Source organism: Serratia sp. NPDC087055 (genome assembly GCF_044900985.1).
Lineage (GTDB): Bacteria > Pseudomonadota > Gammaproteobacteria > Enterobacterales > Enterobacteriaceae > Serratia.
Genome location: NZ_JBJDOG010000001.1, coordinates 556,822 through 573,799, shown reverse-complemented (window position 1 = coordinate 573,799; position 16,978 = coordinate 556,822). Strand labels below are relative to the sequence as shown.

18 protein-coding genes are annotated in these 16,978 nt (G+C 56.9%); 14 read left to right on the top strand and 4 right to left on the bottom strand.

Translation table 11 applies throughout. The features are described from left to right. Positions 1-110 precede the first annotated feature (110 nt). From fliF to sra, 14 genes are all read left to right on the top strand, one after another. Positions 111-1,802, top strand: a complete 1,692-nt coding sequence (gene fliF, locus ACI2J2_RS02705; RefSeq protein ID WP_404759357.1) for a flagellar basal-body MS-ring/collar protein FliF — start codon at positions 111-113, stop codon at positions 1,800-1,802. Next, positions 1,799-2,791: a flagellar motor switch protein FliG gene (fliG, locus tag ACI2J2_RS02700; protein ID WP_037419039.1), complete on the top strand. Its 993-nt coding sequence runs from the start codon at positions 1,799-1,801 to the stop codon at positions 2,789-2,791. Before fliF ends, fliG begins: the two co-directional genes overlap by 4 nt. Beyond that, positions 2,784-3,482: a flagellar assembly protein FliH gene (gene fliH, locus ACI2J2_RS02695; RefSeq protein WP_209635548.1), complete on the top strand. Its 699-nt coding sequence runs from the start codon at positions 2,784-2,786 to the stop codon at positions 3,480-3,482. The genes fliG and fliH overlap by 8 nt, the downstream gene beginning before the upstream one ends. Further along, a complete protein-coding gene (gene fliI, locus ACI2J2_RS02690) occupies positions 3,482-4,843 on the top strand; it encodes a flagellar protein export ATPase FliI (RefSeq protein WP_209635550.1) in 1,362 nt (453 codons plus the stop codon). The genes fliH and fliI overlap by 1 nt, the downstream gene beginning before the upstream one ends. Before the next feature lie 22 nt (positions 4,844-4,865). After that, entirely contained in the window at positions 4,866-5,312 is a 447-nt protein-coding gene (gene fliJ / locus ACI2J2_RS02685; protein WP_209635552.1) for a flagellar export protein FliJ, read from the top strand. Then, positions 5,309-6,526 carry a flagellar hook-length control protein FliK gene (locus tag ACI2J2_RS02680; RefSeq protein ID WP_404759356.1) on the top strand — a complete coding sequence of 406 codons (1,218 nt, stop codon included), beginning with the start codon at positions 5,309-5,311 and terminating at the stop codon, positions 6,524-6,526. The genes fliJ and ACI2J2_RS02680 overlap by 4 nt, the downstream gene beginning before the upstream one ends. Before the next feature lie 306 nt (positions 6,527-6,832). Next, positions 6,833-7,315 carry a flagellar basal body-associated protein FliL gene (gene fliL / locus ACI2J2_RS02675; protein WP_209635555.1) on the top strand — a complete coding sequence of 161 codons (483 nt, stop codon included), beginning with the start codon at positions 6,833-6,835 and terminating at the stop codon, positions 7,313-7,315. A gap of 5 nt (positions 7,316-7,320) precedes the next feature. After that, on the top strand, positions 7,321-8,322 hold the full coding sequence (gene fliM, locus ACI2J2_RS02670) for a flagellar motor switch protein FliM (protein WP_037419020.1): 1,002 nt from the start codon (positions 7,321-7,323) through the stop codon (positions 8,320-8,322). Continuing rightward, on the top strand, positions 8,319-8,732 hold the full coding sequence (gene fliN / locus ACI2J2_RS02665; protein ID WP_037419017.1) for a flagellar motor switch protein FliN: 414 nt from the start codon (positions 8,319-8,321) through the stop codon (positions 8,730-8,732). The genes fliM and fliN overlap by 4 nt, the downstream gene beginning before the upstream one ends. Beyond that, positions 8,732-9,136 carry a flagellar biosynthetic protein FliO gene (gene fliO / locus ACI2J2_RS02660; RefSeq protein ID WP_404759355.1) on the top strand — a complete coding sequence of 135 codons (405 nt, stop codon included), beginning with the start codon at positions 8,732-8,734 and terminating at the stop codon, positions 9,134-9,136. Before fliN ends, fliO begins: the two co-directional genes overlap by 1 nt. Beyond that, positions 9,133-9,909 carry a flagellar type III secretion system pore protein FliP gene (gene fliP / locus ACI2J2_RS02655; RefSeq protein ID WP_245209862.1) on the top strand — a complete coding sequence of 259 codons (777 nt, stop codon included), beginning with the start codon at positions 9,133-9,135 and terminating at the stop codon, positions 9,907-9,909. The genes fliO and fliP overlap by 4 nt, the downstream gene beginning before the upstream one ends. Positions 9,910-9,942: 33 nt before the next feature. After that, positions 9,943-10,212: a flagellar biosynthesis protein FliQ gene (gene fliQ / locus ACI2J2_RS02650; RefSeq protein WP_037419012.1), complete on the top strand. Its 270-nt coding sequence runs from the start codon at positions 9,943-9,945 to the stop codon at positions 10,210-10,212. A 2-nt stretch (positions 10,213-10,214) separates the two neighbouring features. Next, on the top strand, positions 10,215-10,997 hold the full coding sequence (gene fliR / locus ACI2J2_RS02645) for a flagellar biosynthetic protein FliR (RefSeq protein WP_404759354.1): 783 nt from the start codon (positions 10,215-10,217) through the stop codon (positions 10,995-10,997). A gap of 380 nt (positions 10,998-11,377) precedes the next feature. Then, a complete protein-coding gene (gene sra, locus ACI2J2_RS02640; protein ID WP_265553871.1) occupies positions 11,378-11,509 on the top strand; it encodes a stationary-phase-induced ribosome-associated protein in 132 nt (43 codons plus the stop codon). A gap of 431 nt (positions 11,510-11,940) precedes the next feature. Here the strand turns inward: sra and flgL are convergent, their stop codons facing one another. The 4 genes from flgL to ACI2J2_RS02620 form a co-directional block, all read right to left on the bottom strand. After that, positions 11,941-12,900 (bottom strand): flagellar hook-associated protein FlgL, encoded by a 960-nt coding sequence (gene flgL, locus ACI2J2_RS02635; protein WP_209635564.1) that lies wholly within the window; start codon positions 12,898-12,900, stop codon positions 11,941-11,943. 56 nt (positions 12,901-12,956) lie between these two features. Then, entirely contained in the window at positions 12,957-14,603 is a 1,647-nt protein-coding gene (gene flgK, locus ACI2J2_RS02630) for a flagellar hook-associated protein FlgK (RefSeq protein ID WP_209635566.1), read from the bottom strand. A 294-nt stretch (positions 14,604-14,897) separates the two neighbouring features. Then, positions 14,898-15,839 (bottom strand): flagellar assembly peptidoglycan hydrolase FlgJ, encoded by a 942-nt coding sequence (flgJ, locus tag ACI2J2_RS02625; RefSeq protein ID WP_209635568.1) that lies wholly within the window; start codon positions 15,837-15,839, stop codon positions 14,898-14,900. Next, on the bottom strand, positions 15,839-16,939 hold the full coding sequence (locus tag ACI2J2_RS02620) for a flagellar basal body P-ring protein FlgI (RefSeq protein ID WP_209635570.1): 1,101 nt from the start codon (positions 16,937-16,939) through the stop codon (positions 15,839-15,841). Before ACI2J2_RS02620 ends, flgJ begins: the two co-directional genes overlap by 1 nt. Positions 16,940-16,978: the final 39 nt, after the last annotated feature.

Genomic DNA, 16,978 nt, shown 5'->3' with positions numbered 1-16,978 from the left:
AGGGAGTCTGTTTTGTCACACAACGCTAACCACATCGTTCATCAGCCTGGCAGGGAGCTACGCCGTGGCCTGCACCGGATCCTGAGCGTCATTGAAGGACACTGGCTAAAATGAGTGCTTCAATTACCGCCACCGAAAGCCGCGATAATGGCCTGCAAGCCATGTGGAATCGTCTGCGCGCCAACCCAAAAATCCCACTGCTGATCGCCGCTTCCGCTGCCATCGCCATTGTGGTTGCGCTGCTGTTATGGGTGAAAAGCCCAGACTACCGCGTTCTGTACAGCAACATTAACGATCGCGACGGCGGGGCCATCGTGACTCAGCTCACGCAGATGAATATCCCTTACCGCTTCGCCGAGAACGGCGCGGCGCTGCTGATCCCCGCAGAGAAAGTGCATGAAACCCGTTTACGCTTGGCGCAATTGGGCCTGCCTAAAGGGGGAGCCGTCGGCTTCGAACTGCTGGATCAGGAAAAATTCGGCATCAGTCAATTCAGTGAGCAAATCAACTACCAGCGTGCGCTGGAAGGTGAACTGTCACGCACCATCGAATCACTGGGGCCGGTACAAAACGCCCGGGTGCATCTGGCACTGCCAAAGCCTTCCCTGTTCGTTCGCGAGCAAAAATCCCCATCTGCCTCGGTGACACTGACGCTCCAACCCGGTCGCGCATTGGATGACGGCCAGATCAACGCCATCGTTTATATGATCTCAAGCAGCGTGGCCGGTTTGCCGCCAGGCAACGTTACGGTGGTCGATCAATCAGGTCGGCTGCTTACCCAGTCTGACGGCGCAGGTCGCGATCTGAACGCAGCACAGCTGAAATACGCCAACGAAGTGGAAAGCCGCTACCAACGCCGGATAGAAGCCATTTTGGCACCGATGGTCGGCAGCGCCAACGTGCGTGCTCAGGTCACTGCACAGATCGATTTTGCGACCCGCGAGCAAACCGACGAAGAATATCAACCCAACCAGCAGCCGAACAAAGCTGCCGTGCGCTCAAAGCAAATGAGCCAAAGCGATCAAATTGGTGGGCCACAGGTCGGCGGTGTACCGGGCGCGTTGTCAAATCAGCCTAGCACCCCTGCTACCGCACCGATTGAAACTGCCAAACCGGCTGCCGCAAGCAATAACACCAACATGGCCAATACGGCCGCTGCCTCTACCGCGCCGCGCAGCACTGGGCCGCAGAACAGCCGTCACGATGAAACCACCAACTACGAGGTCGATCGCACCATTCGCCATACCCAGCAAAAAGCCGGGACAGTGCAGCGGTTGTCGGTTGCGGTGGTGGTCAACTACAGCGGCACGGATAAAAGCGGCAAGCCATTGCCGATGAGCAAAGAGCAGTTGGCACAGATTGAATCCCTGGTACGTGAATCCATGGGCTTCTCCAGTGCCCGTGGCGATACCCTTAATGTGGTCAACGCACCGTTTACTGATAACGACGTCACGGGTGCCGAGTTGCCGTTCTGGCAAAGCCAGGCCTTTATCGATCGTCTGTTCGACGCAGGTCGTTATCTGCTGGTCCTGCTGGTCGCTTGGCTACTCTGGCGCAAGCTGGTACGCCCGCAACTGCAAAACCGTCAGGCCGTGCAAAAAGCCGCGCTCGCCGCTGCCAATGCGCCAATGGCTAAACCGGCCGACAGCACTAAACCGAGTAATGAGGAGCTGGCGCAGCACCGTAAATCGCAGCAGCGCGTCAGTGCAGAAGTCCAGAGCCAGCGGATCCGCGATCTGGCTGATAAAGACCCGCGTGTGGTCGCTCTGGTAATCCGCCAATGGATGAGTAACGAACTATGAGTCTGACCGGAACCGAAAAAAGCGCCATCCTGCTGATGACGCTAGGTGAAGATCGCGCTGCCGAGGTGTTTAAACACCTCTCCTCGCGTGAAGTCCAGCAGTTGAGTGGCACCATGGCCAGCATGAGCCAGGTGTCCCACAAACAGCTGCACGAAATACTGCGCGAGTTTGAAGACGACGCCGAACAATATGCAGCGCTGAGCGTCAACGCGAGCGACTATCTGCGTTCTGTGTTGGTCAAGGCATTGGGCGAAGAACGTGCCTCTAGCCTGTTGGAGGATATTCTCGAATCGCGCGAAACCACCACCGGCATGGAAACACTGAACTTTATGGAGCCGATGAGCGCCGCCGATCTGATCCGCGACGAGCATCCACAAATCATCGCGACCATTTTGGTCCACCTGAAACGGGGTCAGGCGGCAGATATTCTGGCGCTGTTCGACGAACGCCTGCGCAACGACGTGATGTTGCGTATCGCGACCTTCGGCGGCGTGCAACCGGCCGCGCTGGCAGAACTGACCGAAGTTCTGAACAACCTGCTCGATGGCCAAAACCTCAAGCGCAGCAAAATGGGTGGGGTGCGCACCGCAGCCGAGATCATCAACCTGATGAAAACGCAGCAGGAAGAAGCCGTTATCGACGCCATGCGCGAGTACGATGGCGAACTGGCGCAGAAAATCATCGACGAGATGTTCCTGTTCGAAAATCTGGTGGAAGTCGACGATCGCAGCATCCAACGCCTGTTGCAGGAAGTGGAAGGCGAATCCTTGCTGGTCGCGCTCAAAGGTGCGGAACAGCCGCTGCGCGAGAAGTTCCTCAAGAACATGTCGCAACGCGCCGCCGACATTCTGCGCGACGACCTGGCCAACCGTGGCCCGGTACGTATGTCGCAGGTAGAGAACGAACAGAAAGCCATCCTGTTGGTGGTCCGTCGTTTGGCAGAAACCGGCGAAATGATTATCGGCGGTGGCGAGGACACCTATGTCTGATCGCATCAACACCCTGCCCTGGCAGCCATGGTCGCTTAACGATCTGACCGAACCCAAGCCAGAGATTGCCCCTCTGCCGGTGGCAGAGACTTACGGCATCCCGGTGGACGACACTGTCGTCCAGGAGCAGCAATTGGCCCAGTTGCGCCTGCAGGCCGAGCAACAGGGCCAGCAGATGGGCTATGCGGACGGTCAGCAAAAGGGCTACGACGCAGGATTTCAGGCCGGCATGGAGGACGGTCGCCAGCAGGGCTTGCTGGAGGCGCAACAGCAGCAACAGCCTCTGACTGCCCACTGGCAACAGTTGGTGACCGAATTCCAGCACACGCTGGATGCGCTCGACAGCGTAATAGCCTCGCGCCTTATGCAACTCGCCTTAACCGCCGCCAAGCAAGTGCTCGGCCAGCCCCCGGTGTGTGACGGAACCGCTCTGCTGGCCCAAATCCAGCAGTTGATCCAACAAGAGCCTATGTTCAGCGGCAAACCGCAGCTGCGCGTTCATCCGGATGACTATCAGCGGATAGAGCAGCAATTAGGTGCAACCCTCAGCCTGCACGGCTGGCGGTTGCTGGCGGATGGCCAATTGCACCCGGGAGGCTGCAAGGTCAGTGCCGATGAAGGCGATCTCGACGCCAGCCTGGCAACACGCTGGCACGAACTCTGCCGCCTTGCCGCGCCGGGGGACGTGTAATGACCCTGCGCCTCGGTCGCTGGCTGACGTCCCTGGACCAGCTGGAAAAACGCATTGCCCACACCCCGACGGTACGCCGCTATGGCCGTCTGACACGCGCCACCGGGCTGGTGCTCGAAGCCACCGGGCTACAATTGCCGATTGGCGCCACCTGCCTGATCGAACGTCACGACGCCAGTGAAGTGCAGGAAGTGGAAAGCGAAGTGGTCGGTTTTAACGGTCAGCGGCTGTTTCTGATGCCTCTGGAAGAAGTGGAAGGCATTGTCCCCGGCGCCCGGGTTTACGCCCGCATCTCGCCCGAAGGGCAAAGTGCCGGCAAGCAATTGCCACTTGGCCCGGCATTGCTGGGACGCGTGCTCGACGGCAGTGCCAAACCGCTCGACGGCCTGCCTGCACCGGAAACCGGCTACCGTGCACCTTTGATCACGGCCCCGTTCAACCCACTGCAACGCACGCCGATCGAACAGGTGCTGGACGTCGGCGTACGCACCATCAATGGCCTGCTGACCGTCGGGCGCGGGCAGCGTATGGGCCTGTTTGCCGGTTCTGGCGTGGGGAAAAGCGTCCTGCTGGGCATGATGGCGCGTTATACCCAGGCCGATGTGATTGTCGTCGGCCTCATCGGTGAACGCGGCCGCGAGGTCAAAGACTTTATCGAGAACATCCTTGGCCCTGAAGGCCGGGCACGTTCGGTGGTCATTGCCGCACCGGCAGACGTTTCCCCCTTACTGCGTATGCAAGGGGCCGCCTACGCCACCCGTATCGCCGAGGACTTCCGCGATCGTGGTCAACACGTGCTGCTGATTATGGATTCGCTAACCCGTTATGCCATGGCGCAGCGTGAGATCGCCCTGGCTATTGGCGAACCCCCGGCAACCAAAGGCTACCCACCTTCCGTCTTTGCCAAACTGCCGGCGCTGGTAGAACGTGCCGGTAATGGCATCAGCGGCGGTGGTTCCATTACCGCCTTTTATACCGTCCTGACGGAAGGCGATGACCAGCAGGATCCGATTGCCGACTCGGCGCGCGCCATTCTCGACGGTCACGTCGTGCTATCGCGACGGCTTGCCGAAGCCGGTCACTACCCGGCTATCGACATCGAAGCGTCGATCAGCCGCGCCATGACGTCACTGATTGACGACGAGCATTACCGCCGGGTACGCAACTTCAAACAGATGCTGGCCAGCTATCAACGTAACCGTGACCTGATCAGCGTCGGTGCCTACGTCGCCGGCAGCGATCCACTGCTGGACAAAGCCATGACGCTGTATCCGCAGATGGAGGCCTATCTGCAACAGGGTATTTTCGAGCGCAGCGGTTACGACGACGCCTGCCAACAGCTACAACAGTTGATCGTTTAACGTCACTAAAGGCGCAAATCCGATGAAACCACAGTCACCCCTCATTACCCTGCGCGATCTGGCGCAGGATGCGGTGGAACAGGCAACGCAGCAATTGGGTCAGGTACGCAAGGCACAACAAGCCGCTGAGCAGCAGCTTTCCATGTTGCTCAATTATCAGGATGAGTACCGCCAGAAGCTGAATAACCAACTGAGTGGCGGCATGGAGTCGTCAAATTGGCAGAACTACCAGCAGTTTATCGGCACGCTGGAACAGGCCATTACCCAACATCGCCAACAGCTGACGCAGTGGGGGCAGAAGGTCGACCACGCCATGAAGCACTGGCAAGACAAGCAGCAACGGCTGAATGCCTTCGAAACCCTGCACTCCCGTGCCCAGAGCGCGGAGCAGCAGTTGGAGAACAAACGGGATCAAAAACTGATGGATGAGTTCGCTCAACGCAGTGCACAAAGGAATCTACAACAATGAATCTCAACGCTTTGCCGGGCATATCGTCTCAGAGCGAGACCGGTTTACTGCCGGACGCACAGGCGCCGCTGGACGCGTCAGCGCTCTCCTCCGCCTTTGCCCAACTGCTCGGTGCACGCGTGCTACCTGCCGACAAGTCCGCAGGAAAACTGTCACCGATGGCGCTGGATGCAGAAGGTGAATCAAGCCCGCTCAGCCACAACCAACTGACGCAGCTTCTGGCCGCCTTCGGCGAGCGCGATGGGCTTATTGCGCCCTCGTTATTACGTGGTAATCAGCCGTTAGCCAGCGACGCCGACGAAGAGCTGCCCTCAGATCAGCAGCCTCAAGACGTTGCGCTGCGGCCTGCCGGTGAGATCGACGCAGCCACACTGCAAGCCCTGTTCGCGATGCTGCCCATCGCCACTCCCCCTTCTGTACCAGGCACCGCCAAACTTACCGTTGAAGGTGATCAGGATGCCACTCAACCTGCCGCCCTGCTGACCGCCGCACTGGGTAAACAACCGGACGCCAAGGGCAGCCCGATAGCCGACGTACAGAAAACCCCGGCAACGCTGACCAAAGATCCGTTCAACGTTGAAAGCCGCGCGGACAGCCCGCAACAGACAGCCACAACGCACGACAAGATGGATACCGCCGCGTTGAAATTCAGCGCGGATGCGCAACCCCAGGCAGCGGTTAATCCTCACATGGCTCCACCGGTGTCCAGCCCGATAGCCGCATCGGCACCCGCGACCTCGCTGGTCACTGCGCCGCCAACTCCCCAGTTGAACGCCCAACTTGGCAGCCCAGAATGGCAGCAGGCATTGAACCAACAGGTCCTGATGTTCCATCGCAACGGCCAGCAAAGTGCCGAGCTGCGGTTGCATCCGCAAGAACTGGGGGCGCTGCAAATCACCCTCAAGCTGGATGACAATCAGGCCCACCTGCACATTGCCTCTGCACAGGGCCAGGTACGTGCTGCCGTCGAAGCCGCCATGCCGCAACTGCGTCATGCATTGGCAGAGAGCGGCATCAATCTGGGGCAAAGCAGCGTCGGGGGGGAATCCACACCCCAGTGGCAACAGGCACAGCAACAAAACACTGAGCAGCAGGGCCGACCGGATTACCGCGATCGCCACGGTGACAGCAATCTGACCGGTGAGGCTCTCAGCGCGCCGCTGGAATTGCAGGCGATGGCCCGCGCCGTCAGCGGCGTTGATATTTTCGCCTGAGCCACCGCAAACGTCCAAGCTGGCACGCTTTTCTCTGTCTATTCTGGCTATTGCACGCCGGAATAGACGCGATAATACCGCTACCCGTCATAGTTGAAGCTGCATCATTGTTGGCTGCGTTTGCGCACCCCGGTCACATAGTTATCTATGCGCTTGGGGACTGACAACCAGGCCGTCGCGACGCAACTCCAATTATTTTGGATAAATTATGTCATGCGTGCGGCTTTTACACGCGCTATATACCCGCGAGATCTTAGGTTGCAGCTTGAAAGACGACGGGTATAACAACAGGAATTTGATTTAGCTATGTCTCAAAATACCCTACCGGCAGCCCCTAAACGCTCCCTTCTGGTCATTCTGCTGGTGTTGATCGCCGTCATCGCCAGCGGCGCGGCCGGTTACAGCTGGTGGCAGCTCAAGCAACATCAGAGCGGCGCGCAACCTGCCGCCAAACCACAACCGCCGGCCGCACCGGTATTCATGCCGCTGGACACCTTCACCGTCAATCTGATGACGCCCGATAACAACCCGGATCGCGTGTTGTATATCGGCCTGACATTACGCTTGCCGGACGAAAACACCCGCCGCCAATTGAACGATTTCCTGCCGGAAGTGCGCAGCCGTCTGCTGATGCTGCTGTCACGTCAGGAAGCGGGTCAACTGAGCAGCGAACAAGGGAAGCAGCAACTGGTGGCGCAAATTAAGGACGTGCTTAGCCCACCGCTGGTTAAGGGACAACCGAAGCAGGTGGTCAGCGATGTGCTGTTCACTGCCTTCATATTGCGGTAATCACTATGGGCGACAGCATTCTTTCACAGGCAGAGATCGACGCCTTGCTCAATGGAGACAGCGCGGGTGATGAACCCGAAGCCGTCACCAGCAACGAGAGCGAGGTCAAGCCGTACGATCCGACCACCCAGCGCCGCGTGGTACGCGAGCGTCTGCACGCGCTGGAAATCATCAATGAACGTTTTGCCCGGCAGTTCCGCATGGGATTGTTCAACCTGCTGCGTCGTAGCCCGGACATTACCGTCGGCCCGATCAAGATCCAGCCGTATCACGAATTTGCCCGTAATCTGCCGGTGCCAACCAACCTCAACCTGGTGCACCTGAATCCGCTGCGTGGCACCGCGTTATTCGTGTTCGCACCGAGCCTGGTATTTATCGCCGTCGATAACCTGTTCGGCGGCGACGGCCGCTTTCCAACGAAAGTGGAAGGCCGTGAGTTTACCCCCACTGAGCAGCGGGTGATTAAACGCATGTTACGCCTGGCGCTGGACGCCTACGGCGATGCCTGGAGCGCGATTTACAAGATCAATGTGGAATACGTGCGCGCAGAAATGCAGGTGAAATTCACCAATATCACCACCTCACCGAACGACATTGTGGTGACTACGCCGTTCCAGGTGGAGATCGGTGCGCTGAGCGGTGAATTCAATATCTGTATTCCGTTTGCGATGATTGAGCCGTTACGCGAGCTGCTGACCAACCCGCCGTTGGAAAACTCACGGCAGGAAGACAGCCATTGGCGTGAAACCTTAGTGAAGCAGGTGCAACATTCCGAGCTGGAACTGATTGCCAACTTCGTCGATATCCCAATGCGGCTGTCAAAGATCCTGAAGTTGCAGCCAGGGGACGTATTACCGATTGATAAGCCGGATCGCCTGATTGCCCACGTGGACGGCGTACCCGTTCTGACCAGCCAATACGGCACGTTAAACGGGCAATATGCCCTGCGTGTTGAACATTTGATTAACCCTATTTTGAATGCTCTGAGTGAGGAACAGCCCAAATGAGTGATCCTAAGCAACCGTCTGGCGAAGGAAAGGAATCCGTGGACGATCTGTGGGCTGATGCGTTTAACGAACAGCAAGCTACTGAAAAAACGTCTGCAAGTGACGCCGTGTTCAAATCGCTGGAACCGCAAGATGCAAGCGGCAGCCTGCAAGATATCGATCTGATCCTGGACATCCCGGTCAAATTAACCGTCGAACTGGGCCGTACCAAAATGACCATCAAGGAGCTGTTGCGTCTGTCGCAGGGATCTGTCGTGGCGTTGGACGGGCTGGCGGGTGAACCGCTGGACATCATGATCAACGGTTATCTGATCGCCCAAGGCGAAGTCGTGGTGGTGGCCGACAAGTTTGGCGTGCGCATTACCGACATCATCACCCCTTCCGAGCGCATGCGCCGCCTGAGCCGCTGATGAATCCAAGCACGACCACGCCTAACGCAGGCACTTTGCAATCCTCCGCGCCGGCGCTGCCGGCCGGTTCGGTGCTGACGCAAGTCAGCACCGCGCTTGGCGGTATCCTGCTCTTGATCCTGCTGGCAGGTTGGCTTTTCCGTCGTCTGGGATTTGCCCCACAGGCACGCAACAGCAAACTGCTTAACCTGCGTGCCAGCTGTCAGGTGGGACAACGTGAGCGCGTGGTGGTGATCGAGGTGGAGAACACCTTATTGGTGCTCGGCGTCACTGCACAGCAAATCACGCCGTTACATACCCTGCCCGCACCACCGAAAGACAGCACGGTAGCCGACACGGCGCCGCCGGCAGATTTTCGCCAACTGATGCAAAAAGTTCTGAAACGCCCGGAAAAATCGGCATGAAATTCCTCGTTCCTTATATCGCCTCATTTGCGCGGGGCAAGCAATGCCTTTGCGGTATCACCGCAGCCTTGCTGTTAGTCAGCCCGGCGGCTTTCGCACAGCTGCCTGGGCTGATCAGCCAACCGCTGGCTAACGGCGGCCAAAGTTGGTCATTGCCGGTGCAAACGCTGGTGTTGCTGACGTCGCTCAGTTTCCTGCCCGCCATGTTGCTGATGATGACCAGTTTCACCCGCATCATCATTGTCCTTGGGCTGTTACGCAATGCGCTGGGAACCCCGTCAGCGCCGCCGAACCAGGTGATGCTTGGACTGGCACTTTTCCTGACCTTTTTCATCATGTCACCGGTGTTCGACAAGGTTTATCAGGACGCTTATCTGCCGTTTAGCCAGGATAAAATCAGCCTGGATGTGGCGTTGGATAAAGGCGCGCAACCACTACGCGAGTTTATGCTGCGCCAAACGCGTGAAACCGATCTGGCGCTGTACGCCAAACTCGCTAACCAACCCCCGCTGGCGGGGCCGGAAGCGGTGCCTATGCGCATTCTGTTGCCTGCCTACGTCACCAGCGAGCTAAAAACGGCGTTCCAGATTGGTTTCACCGTGTTTATTCCTTTCCTGATTATCGACCTGGTGGTCGCCAGCGTTTTGATGGCGTTGGGGATGATGATGGTACCGCCGGCGACCATCTCGCTACCGTTCAAACTGATGTTGTTCGTACTGGTAGATGGTTGGCAGTTACTGCTCGGCTCACTGGCGCAGAGTTTTTACTCGTAACCCGGCGCTCACGCCACCTCTGAAGGAAGCATAATGACACCCGAATCGGTCATGGCACTGGGCACCGAAGCGATGAAAGTGGCGCTGGCGCTGGCAGCCCCCATGCTGCTCGCCGCGCTGGTCAGCGGCCTGGTGGTCAGCCTGCTGCAGGCCGCCACCCAGATCAACGAAATGACGCTGTCGTTCATTCCAAAAATTCTGGCGGTGGTCGCCACCATCGTGATCGCCGGGCCATGGATGTTGAACCTGCTGCTGGATTACATGCGTACGCTGTTCACTAATCTGCCAAATCTGATTGGTTAATCATGCTCACATTTGATAGCGCGCAGTTCGGCGTCTGGCTGAGTCAATACTTCTGGCCATTGCTACGCATTCTGGCGCTCATCAGTACTGCTCCGGTCTTCAGCGAAAAGCAAATCAGCAAGAAGGTGAAAATTGGCCTCGGCGGGCTGATCGTGATACTGATTGCGCCCGGATTGCCAATCAGTACTGTCCCCATTTTTTCCGCAGCCGGGTTGTGGCTGGCGGCTCAGCAAATACTGATCGGTGTGGCGCTGGGCCTGACGATGCAATTTGCCTTTGCGGCGATACGCTTGGCTGGCGAAGTGATCGGCATGCAGATGGGCTTGTCATTCGCCACCTTCTTTGACCCCAGTGGCGGGCCGAATACGCCGGTATTGGCACGGCTACTCAATTTGCTGGCCATGCTGCTGTTCCTCAGCTTCAACGGCCACCTGTGGCTGATTTCACTGTTGGTGGACAGTTTCCATACCCTGCCTATCCAGGCAGAACCCTTGAATGGCAATGGTTTTCTGGCGCTCACCCAAGCAGGCTCGTTGATCTTTATCATCGGCATGATGTTGGCGTTACCGCTGATATGCCTGTTGCTCACGCTGAACCTGGCGCTGGGCCTGCTCAATCGCATGACCCCTCAGCTGTCGGTGTTTGTTATCGGTTTCCCGGTCACCATGACGATAGGTATCATGACCATAGGTATGATGATGCCGATGCTGGCACCGTTCTGTGAGCACCTTTTCGGCGAATTCTTCGATCGTCTGGCCAGCGTCATCGGCAACATGACGCCTTAATGTTAGCCAACCCGTGCGGCTTAACGGCCGCCCCTCTCCGAACAAACTGGCAGTAAAACCCCTTTCTCGCTATAAAAAGTTGAAAAAAACAGATAAACACTATTTGGCTTCAATTAATCTTATTGCCTTGAATAATAAAATACCCCCCTTAGAATGGCCTTGTTAAATATAAAACCATCAGTAGAAAACCACCCTACCATCCATTAATTTTCACAGAATAAAATACAGGAGCGCGATTAAAAAAGAACGCATAGGGAAGTAGAAATATAAAACACATTCCATCTCCGCAAGAATAAAACAGCCACTCACCGGGGTCAGCCGGCGGGTCAGGCATATTTATTATCTGCGGCGTTTTTACCTCTATTCTCAGGAGCATAGACATGAAAGCAAAAACCAACCGAAGAGCACGAAGAACCTTGGGCCTGACGCACTGGGCAACCAACCGGATTCAGATTGCCCTCTGCCCGTCGGAAAAAGACGAAAAATGGAAAATGGTTAAAAAGAAAAAATAACGCTGCCGTTATCATTAAATATAGATATATAAGATCTATAATTATTCCTCAGTCCGCAATAAATACCTCTGCGTTTTACGGCGTTAAATAAGGCGGATATGACACATCTATTTTTTGTGTCTGTCGAAAAAAAGGCACGTCACTCAAACCTTAGTGGGGGAAAGAGTGACGTGCCAAACAAGTGCGCCCGGTTTCAAGAATTCTCTACAGAGATAGAGTCTTCTAAGCACACCCAAAGGGTTACCCGCTATGGCTTCACAACGGGTGTTTATTATTGCCGTTCATTCTGAGCGCGCGCTGCCTGCTGCGCCCTCACTAAAGGCGATTTATCATCGCTATGCCTATCGATTTCAGGCTGCAGCCAGAAACAAGGCCCGTGAATGGGCCTTGTCGTGCAGGCAACCACGCTGCGGCTTGAAAGACGGCGGGAATTAGCGGTTCATCTGGAACAGCGACATACCCTGCATATCGCCGAAGGTCTTGTATGACGCCTGCAACGCGGCCTGTTGCATAAAGTAAGCAGAGATCGATTCGGCCAGATCCGCATCCGTCAGCGCACTCATTTGCACCTGGTTGGTCATGTCGCGCTCTTTGCCAATGCTGTCCAACTGATCCATTTCCTGCAGTTGGCTCCCCAATTCGGCGCGCACGCTGAGCACCTTGTTGTAGGAGTTATCCATGCCGCGACTCGCCTTGGCCAAGGCATCAGTCACCTGCTGCTTGGTGGCGTCGTCCGCATCCTGCTGCGGCGTTTTCAGCGCCTTCAGGGCAATGTCTATGCTCTCAAACACGTTGGCAACCGGGGCACTGCCGTCCGGCTCAGGTTTCGGGTTGCTGGTCAGCGCCATAAACACCCCATCACCGGTATGGCCGATGGTCATAGTACGGTTGGCGTCCACCTTCTGTTCGACCGCCTTGTCACCGCCTTTATAGCTTACGGTTCCACCTTCATCGACAAAGGGTGGCTTATCGTTCACGTAACCGCCAAACATGTAGCGGCCATTGCCGTCGGTGCTGTTAGCCAGATTGAGCAGTTGATCTTTCAACCCCTGTAACTGCGTTGCCAACGAGTCGCGGTCGTTATCACTTTTGGTGCCACCCGCGTTGACGATCAACGTTTTGATGTCGGCGATGGTGGACGTTGCACCGGCCAACACGTTTTCTTCCATCGAAACGCTCTGCCGGGCAAAGGTGCGCGCGAGCGTATACTGGTTGTTCTCGGCCTGTGACTGCGACAACATCACCGCCTGCGATGCCGCCAGCGGATCGTCAGAGGGGTTGATCACCCGTTTGCCCGTCGCCAGCTGCTCGGCAGCCTTCATAAACAACGACTGGTTGCCGGTGATACCGGACATGTTTTGTTGGTACATCATGCTGGTGCTCATGCGCATGCTGTAGGTTCCTCACTGTGAGCGACCGGCACCATCAAGGCCGGTCGGCAATTAAATCAACGGATACTCAACAGGGTGTCAAACAGCGAGCTGGCAGTTTCAACCACCTTCGCATTAGCCATGTAATATTGCTGGAAACGCAATAGCTCACCGTACTCTTCATCCAGGTTAACGCCGGAGATCGACTGCTGTTGCTTGGCCAGCTGCGTGACAATGTTGCCCTGCGAGGTCGTCGCCACCTTGGCGGCGGCGGTCTGGTTGCCGATGCTGCTGACCATGCTGGCGTAGGCACCGCTAAACGTGGCTTTGCCGTCCACCAGCTTTTGGGTTTGCAGATCGATCAGTTTTTTGGCGTTTTCATTGTCGCCGCGGCCGCTGTCATCCTTGCCGGCAGCAGCAATTTTCGACGTGTCGCTGATGGCGACTTTCAGGCTACCCGCCACGTCGCTGACCGGCTTCACGGTAAAGCTGTCTTTGGCCTTGGCGCTACCGTCGATGCTGACCTGCAGGCCATCAAAGCTCAGGGTAGGCTTACCGTCGGCACCCGTGCCCGCTGTAGCGTTCACCTTAACGTTGTCCGGCAGGCGGCTCACCTGCCAGTTGCTGCCGTCGAACTCAACGCGGTAGTCGTTGGCTTTCACTTTACTGGTATCGGTATAAGAAACCGACAGTGAGGCGTCACCCGTATTGCGGGTGTTATCCACCACACGGCCTCCACCAAAGCTGAAGAAGTCGGTACCAGCGTCGCCGTTCAGATCGAAACCTGCGCGGTGCTGCTGATTAAAGTTATCTGCCAACGCCAGTGCAATTTGCCCCAGTTGGTTACGTGCGCCGTCCAGCGTTTCGCTGCGGAACTTGAACACGCCGCTCAAACTGCCGCTATTGATCTGGCCCTCAGGCACTTCGCTAGCACCGTGGCCGCGGTCATAGCCCAGGGTCAATCGTGCAGGATCGCTGCTGGAAGGGACTGCCGACACCTGGTAAGTGGTGCTGCCTTGCACCAGCGTCAGGCCGTTAGCGAATGAAACCGTATAGGCATCACCATCCTGTTGGGTCACCTGGACACCAACCACTTTATTCAGATCCGTCACCAGTTGATCGCGCTGATCCAACAACGCATTCGGCTCGCCGCCGCTGCCGCGCAGGCGAGTGATCTCGTCGTTCAGGCGGGCAATCTGCTGGCTGTAACTGTTGATCTGTTGTGCGTTGTCGCTGATCTGCTGGTTGACGCCGCTGTCCATATCACGCAGGTATTTGTCGGTGTTATTGAACTGGTTAACCAAACCGTTGGCTTTGCCCAGCACGGTCTGACGCGCAGAGTCATCGCCAGAATTGCTCACCAGGTTTTGCAGGTTAGTGAAGAAATCCTGCATGTTGGTCGACAACGAGTTGGTTTTGCTCGCCAGCAGGTTATCTATCTGAGAGATTTTCTCGTAGTAGGCACCCTGCGCTTCGGCATTGCCCTGTGCGCTACGCAGTTGGTTGGTAATGAACTGGTTGTATTCGCGATTGACGCTGGTAACGGTTACGCCATTACCGATAAAACCGCTCATGGTACTTAAGCCGCCGTTCTGCGCCAGAATGGCGGTCTGGCGGTTATAGCCGGCCACGTTGTAGTTGGAAATGTTGTTGCTGACGGTACTGAGCGCCACCTGAGCCGCATTCAGTCCGCTCATCGCGGTATTGATTAAGCTATTGGACATAAGAATTCCTTTTGCTGCGGTGCCGGTGGCCCACAGGGTTTTATTAAGCTGCTGAGTTTGTTCACTCAGCCTGTCTCGGTTATCGGCAAAAAACGGGGAAACTTGATAGGGAATTGCTGGCCTTTATTCATGATTCATAACTTTCGCAAATCCCCCAATAATGCGCGTGGCAACAAGGCGGCCTCAAGCGGGGTAACCCACCGGCCTGCACTGGTCCGTCAGGAGTAAGGCCCACGAATGGGCCGAATAGCACCTTCACCCCACACCGTTATCGCGTCAGGAATGAAGGGGGATTTAGAACAGGTCCTTCAAGTCATGGGTATAGGCTTTTATCACCTGCTCACCCGTGTTTTTCATTTGCTGAATCACACTGACCAACTTGTTGGCGTATTGAGGATCGGTGGCATACCCGGCCCGTTGCAATGCATGCGCCGCCTGTTCAGGACTGCGGGCATTGGCCACGTCGGCGTAGCGCGGATTATTCGTCAGCAGTTTGACGTAGTCGGCCATCGCCTCGACGTAAGACCCGTAAACGCGGAATTTCGCCTTAATCTTCTTCGCTGCCCCTTGTTCAAACTCGGTCGTGGTGATTTCGGTCACCGGACCGTCCCAACTCCCGCCTGCCTTGATGCCGAACAGGTTATAACTCGGTGCCCCTTCTGCGGTCGGGATCTCGCGTTGCCCCCAGCCTGATTCCAGCGCGGCCTGCGCGACAATCAGCTGATGCGGAATACCGCTCTGCTGACTGGCGACCCGCGCCGGGATAGACAGTCGAGCAACAAAGTTGCCGTTATTGAGCGTCATTGGTGCCGCCGAGGGGGCCTTCGGCACCGCACGGCGGATCATCTGCTCCAGTGCCTGATTTGGCAGCGCTTGCAGCACCTCGTTGTCCAACGCCATCGGCGACAGGCCTGCGGTTTCACTCGGCACAGCATTGGCATTGCCCATCTGCTTGACCATCATGTCGGCCAGCCCCAGGCCTTTCTGCGACATCTGCTGGGCAATCTGCTGGTCGTACATTGAGGTATACAGCCGCGTTTGATCGCTGCTTAGCGCGCCATCCTGCGGGAGCGCGGCGCGCATGCTCTTTAGCATCATCTGCACGAACATGCCTTCAACCTGCTGCGCCACCTGTTTCAGGTTGCCTTGCGGATCCGCCGCCGCATCACGCTTCAAGCCGTTTAGCGTCTGGGCGTCATAGGCCGCGCCCGACATCGCCATCAAATCCCCAGCCATCAGATGATTTCCAGCTTGGCGCGTAAACAACCGGCACTTTGCATCGCCTGCAGGATCGACATCAAATCGTTCGGTGTCGCACCCAGCGCATTCAGCGCACGGATCACGTTGTTCAAATTAGCGCTGGCATTCACCTTTTGCAGCGAGCCCCCCTGCTGTTGCACGGAGATCTGGGTATTTGGCGTCACTACCGTCTGCCCGCCGCCAAACGGCGTCGTTGGCTGGCTGACGGTATTTTGTCGATCGACCACCACTGACAAGTTGCCCTGCGCGACGGCACAAGAATCCAGGATTACGTCGCGGTTCATTACGACAGAACCGGTTCGTGAGTTGATGATCACCTTGGCGTCAATCGCCCCCACGCTGACGCTAATGTTCTGGATTTCGGCCAGGAAGCGGACTTGTGAGCTGTTGCCCTGCGGCACCAGCACCTGGATAGTACGGGCATCCAGCGGTGAAGCCGTCCCGCCTCCACGCTGGCGGTTGATCGCGTCGCTGATCTGCTGCGCAAGCGTAAAGTCTTCATCATTCAGTTGCAGGTTAATCACGCCACCGGCACCGAAGGTGGTCGGTAGCTCTCGTTCAATGGTCGCGCCATTGCTGATGCGGCCACCCGCCAGTTGGTTGACTTGCACGCTGCTCCCACCGGCCGACGCGCCTGCCCCCCCGACCAGCACGTTGCCCTGCGCCAATGCGTAGACCTGATTATCCACCCCTTTCAGCGGCGTCATCAGTAAGGTGCCGCCACGCAGGCTTTTAGCGTTGCCCATTGAGGACACCACCACGTCAATATTCTGACCCGTACGTGAAAACGGCGGCAGCTTGGCGGTGACCATAACGGCCGCCACATTTTTCAACTGCATATTGGTGCCCGGCGGCACGGTGATACCCAGTTGCGACAGCATGTTGCTCAGGCTTTGGGTCGTGAACGGTGTCTGCATGGTCTGGTCGCCAGATCCGTCCAGCCCTACCACCAACCCGTAACCAATCAGGGCGTTATCACGAACCCCCTGCACCGTAACCAGATCGCGAATGCGCTCCGCCGCGGCCGGCAGGCTCAGCGCGCCCATCACCAGCACCATTAGAAATTTCTTTAACATTGGAACCTCATTCACCTTAGCCACAAGGCGTTATTGTCG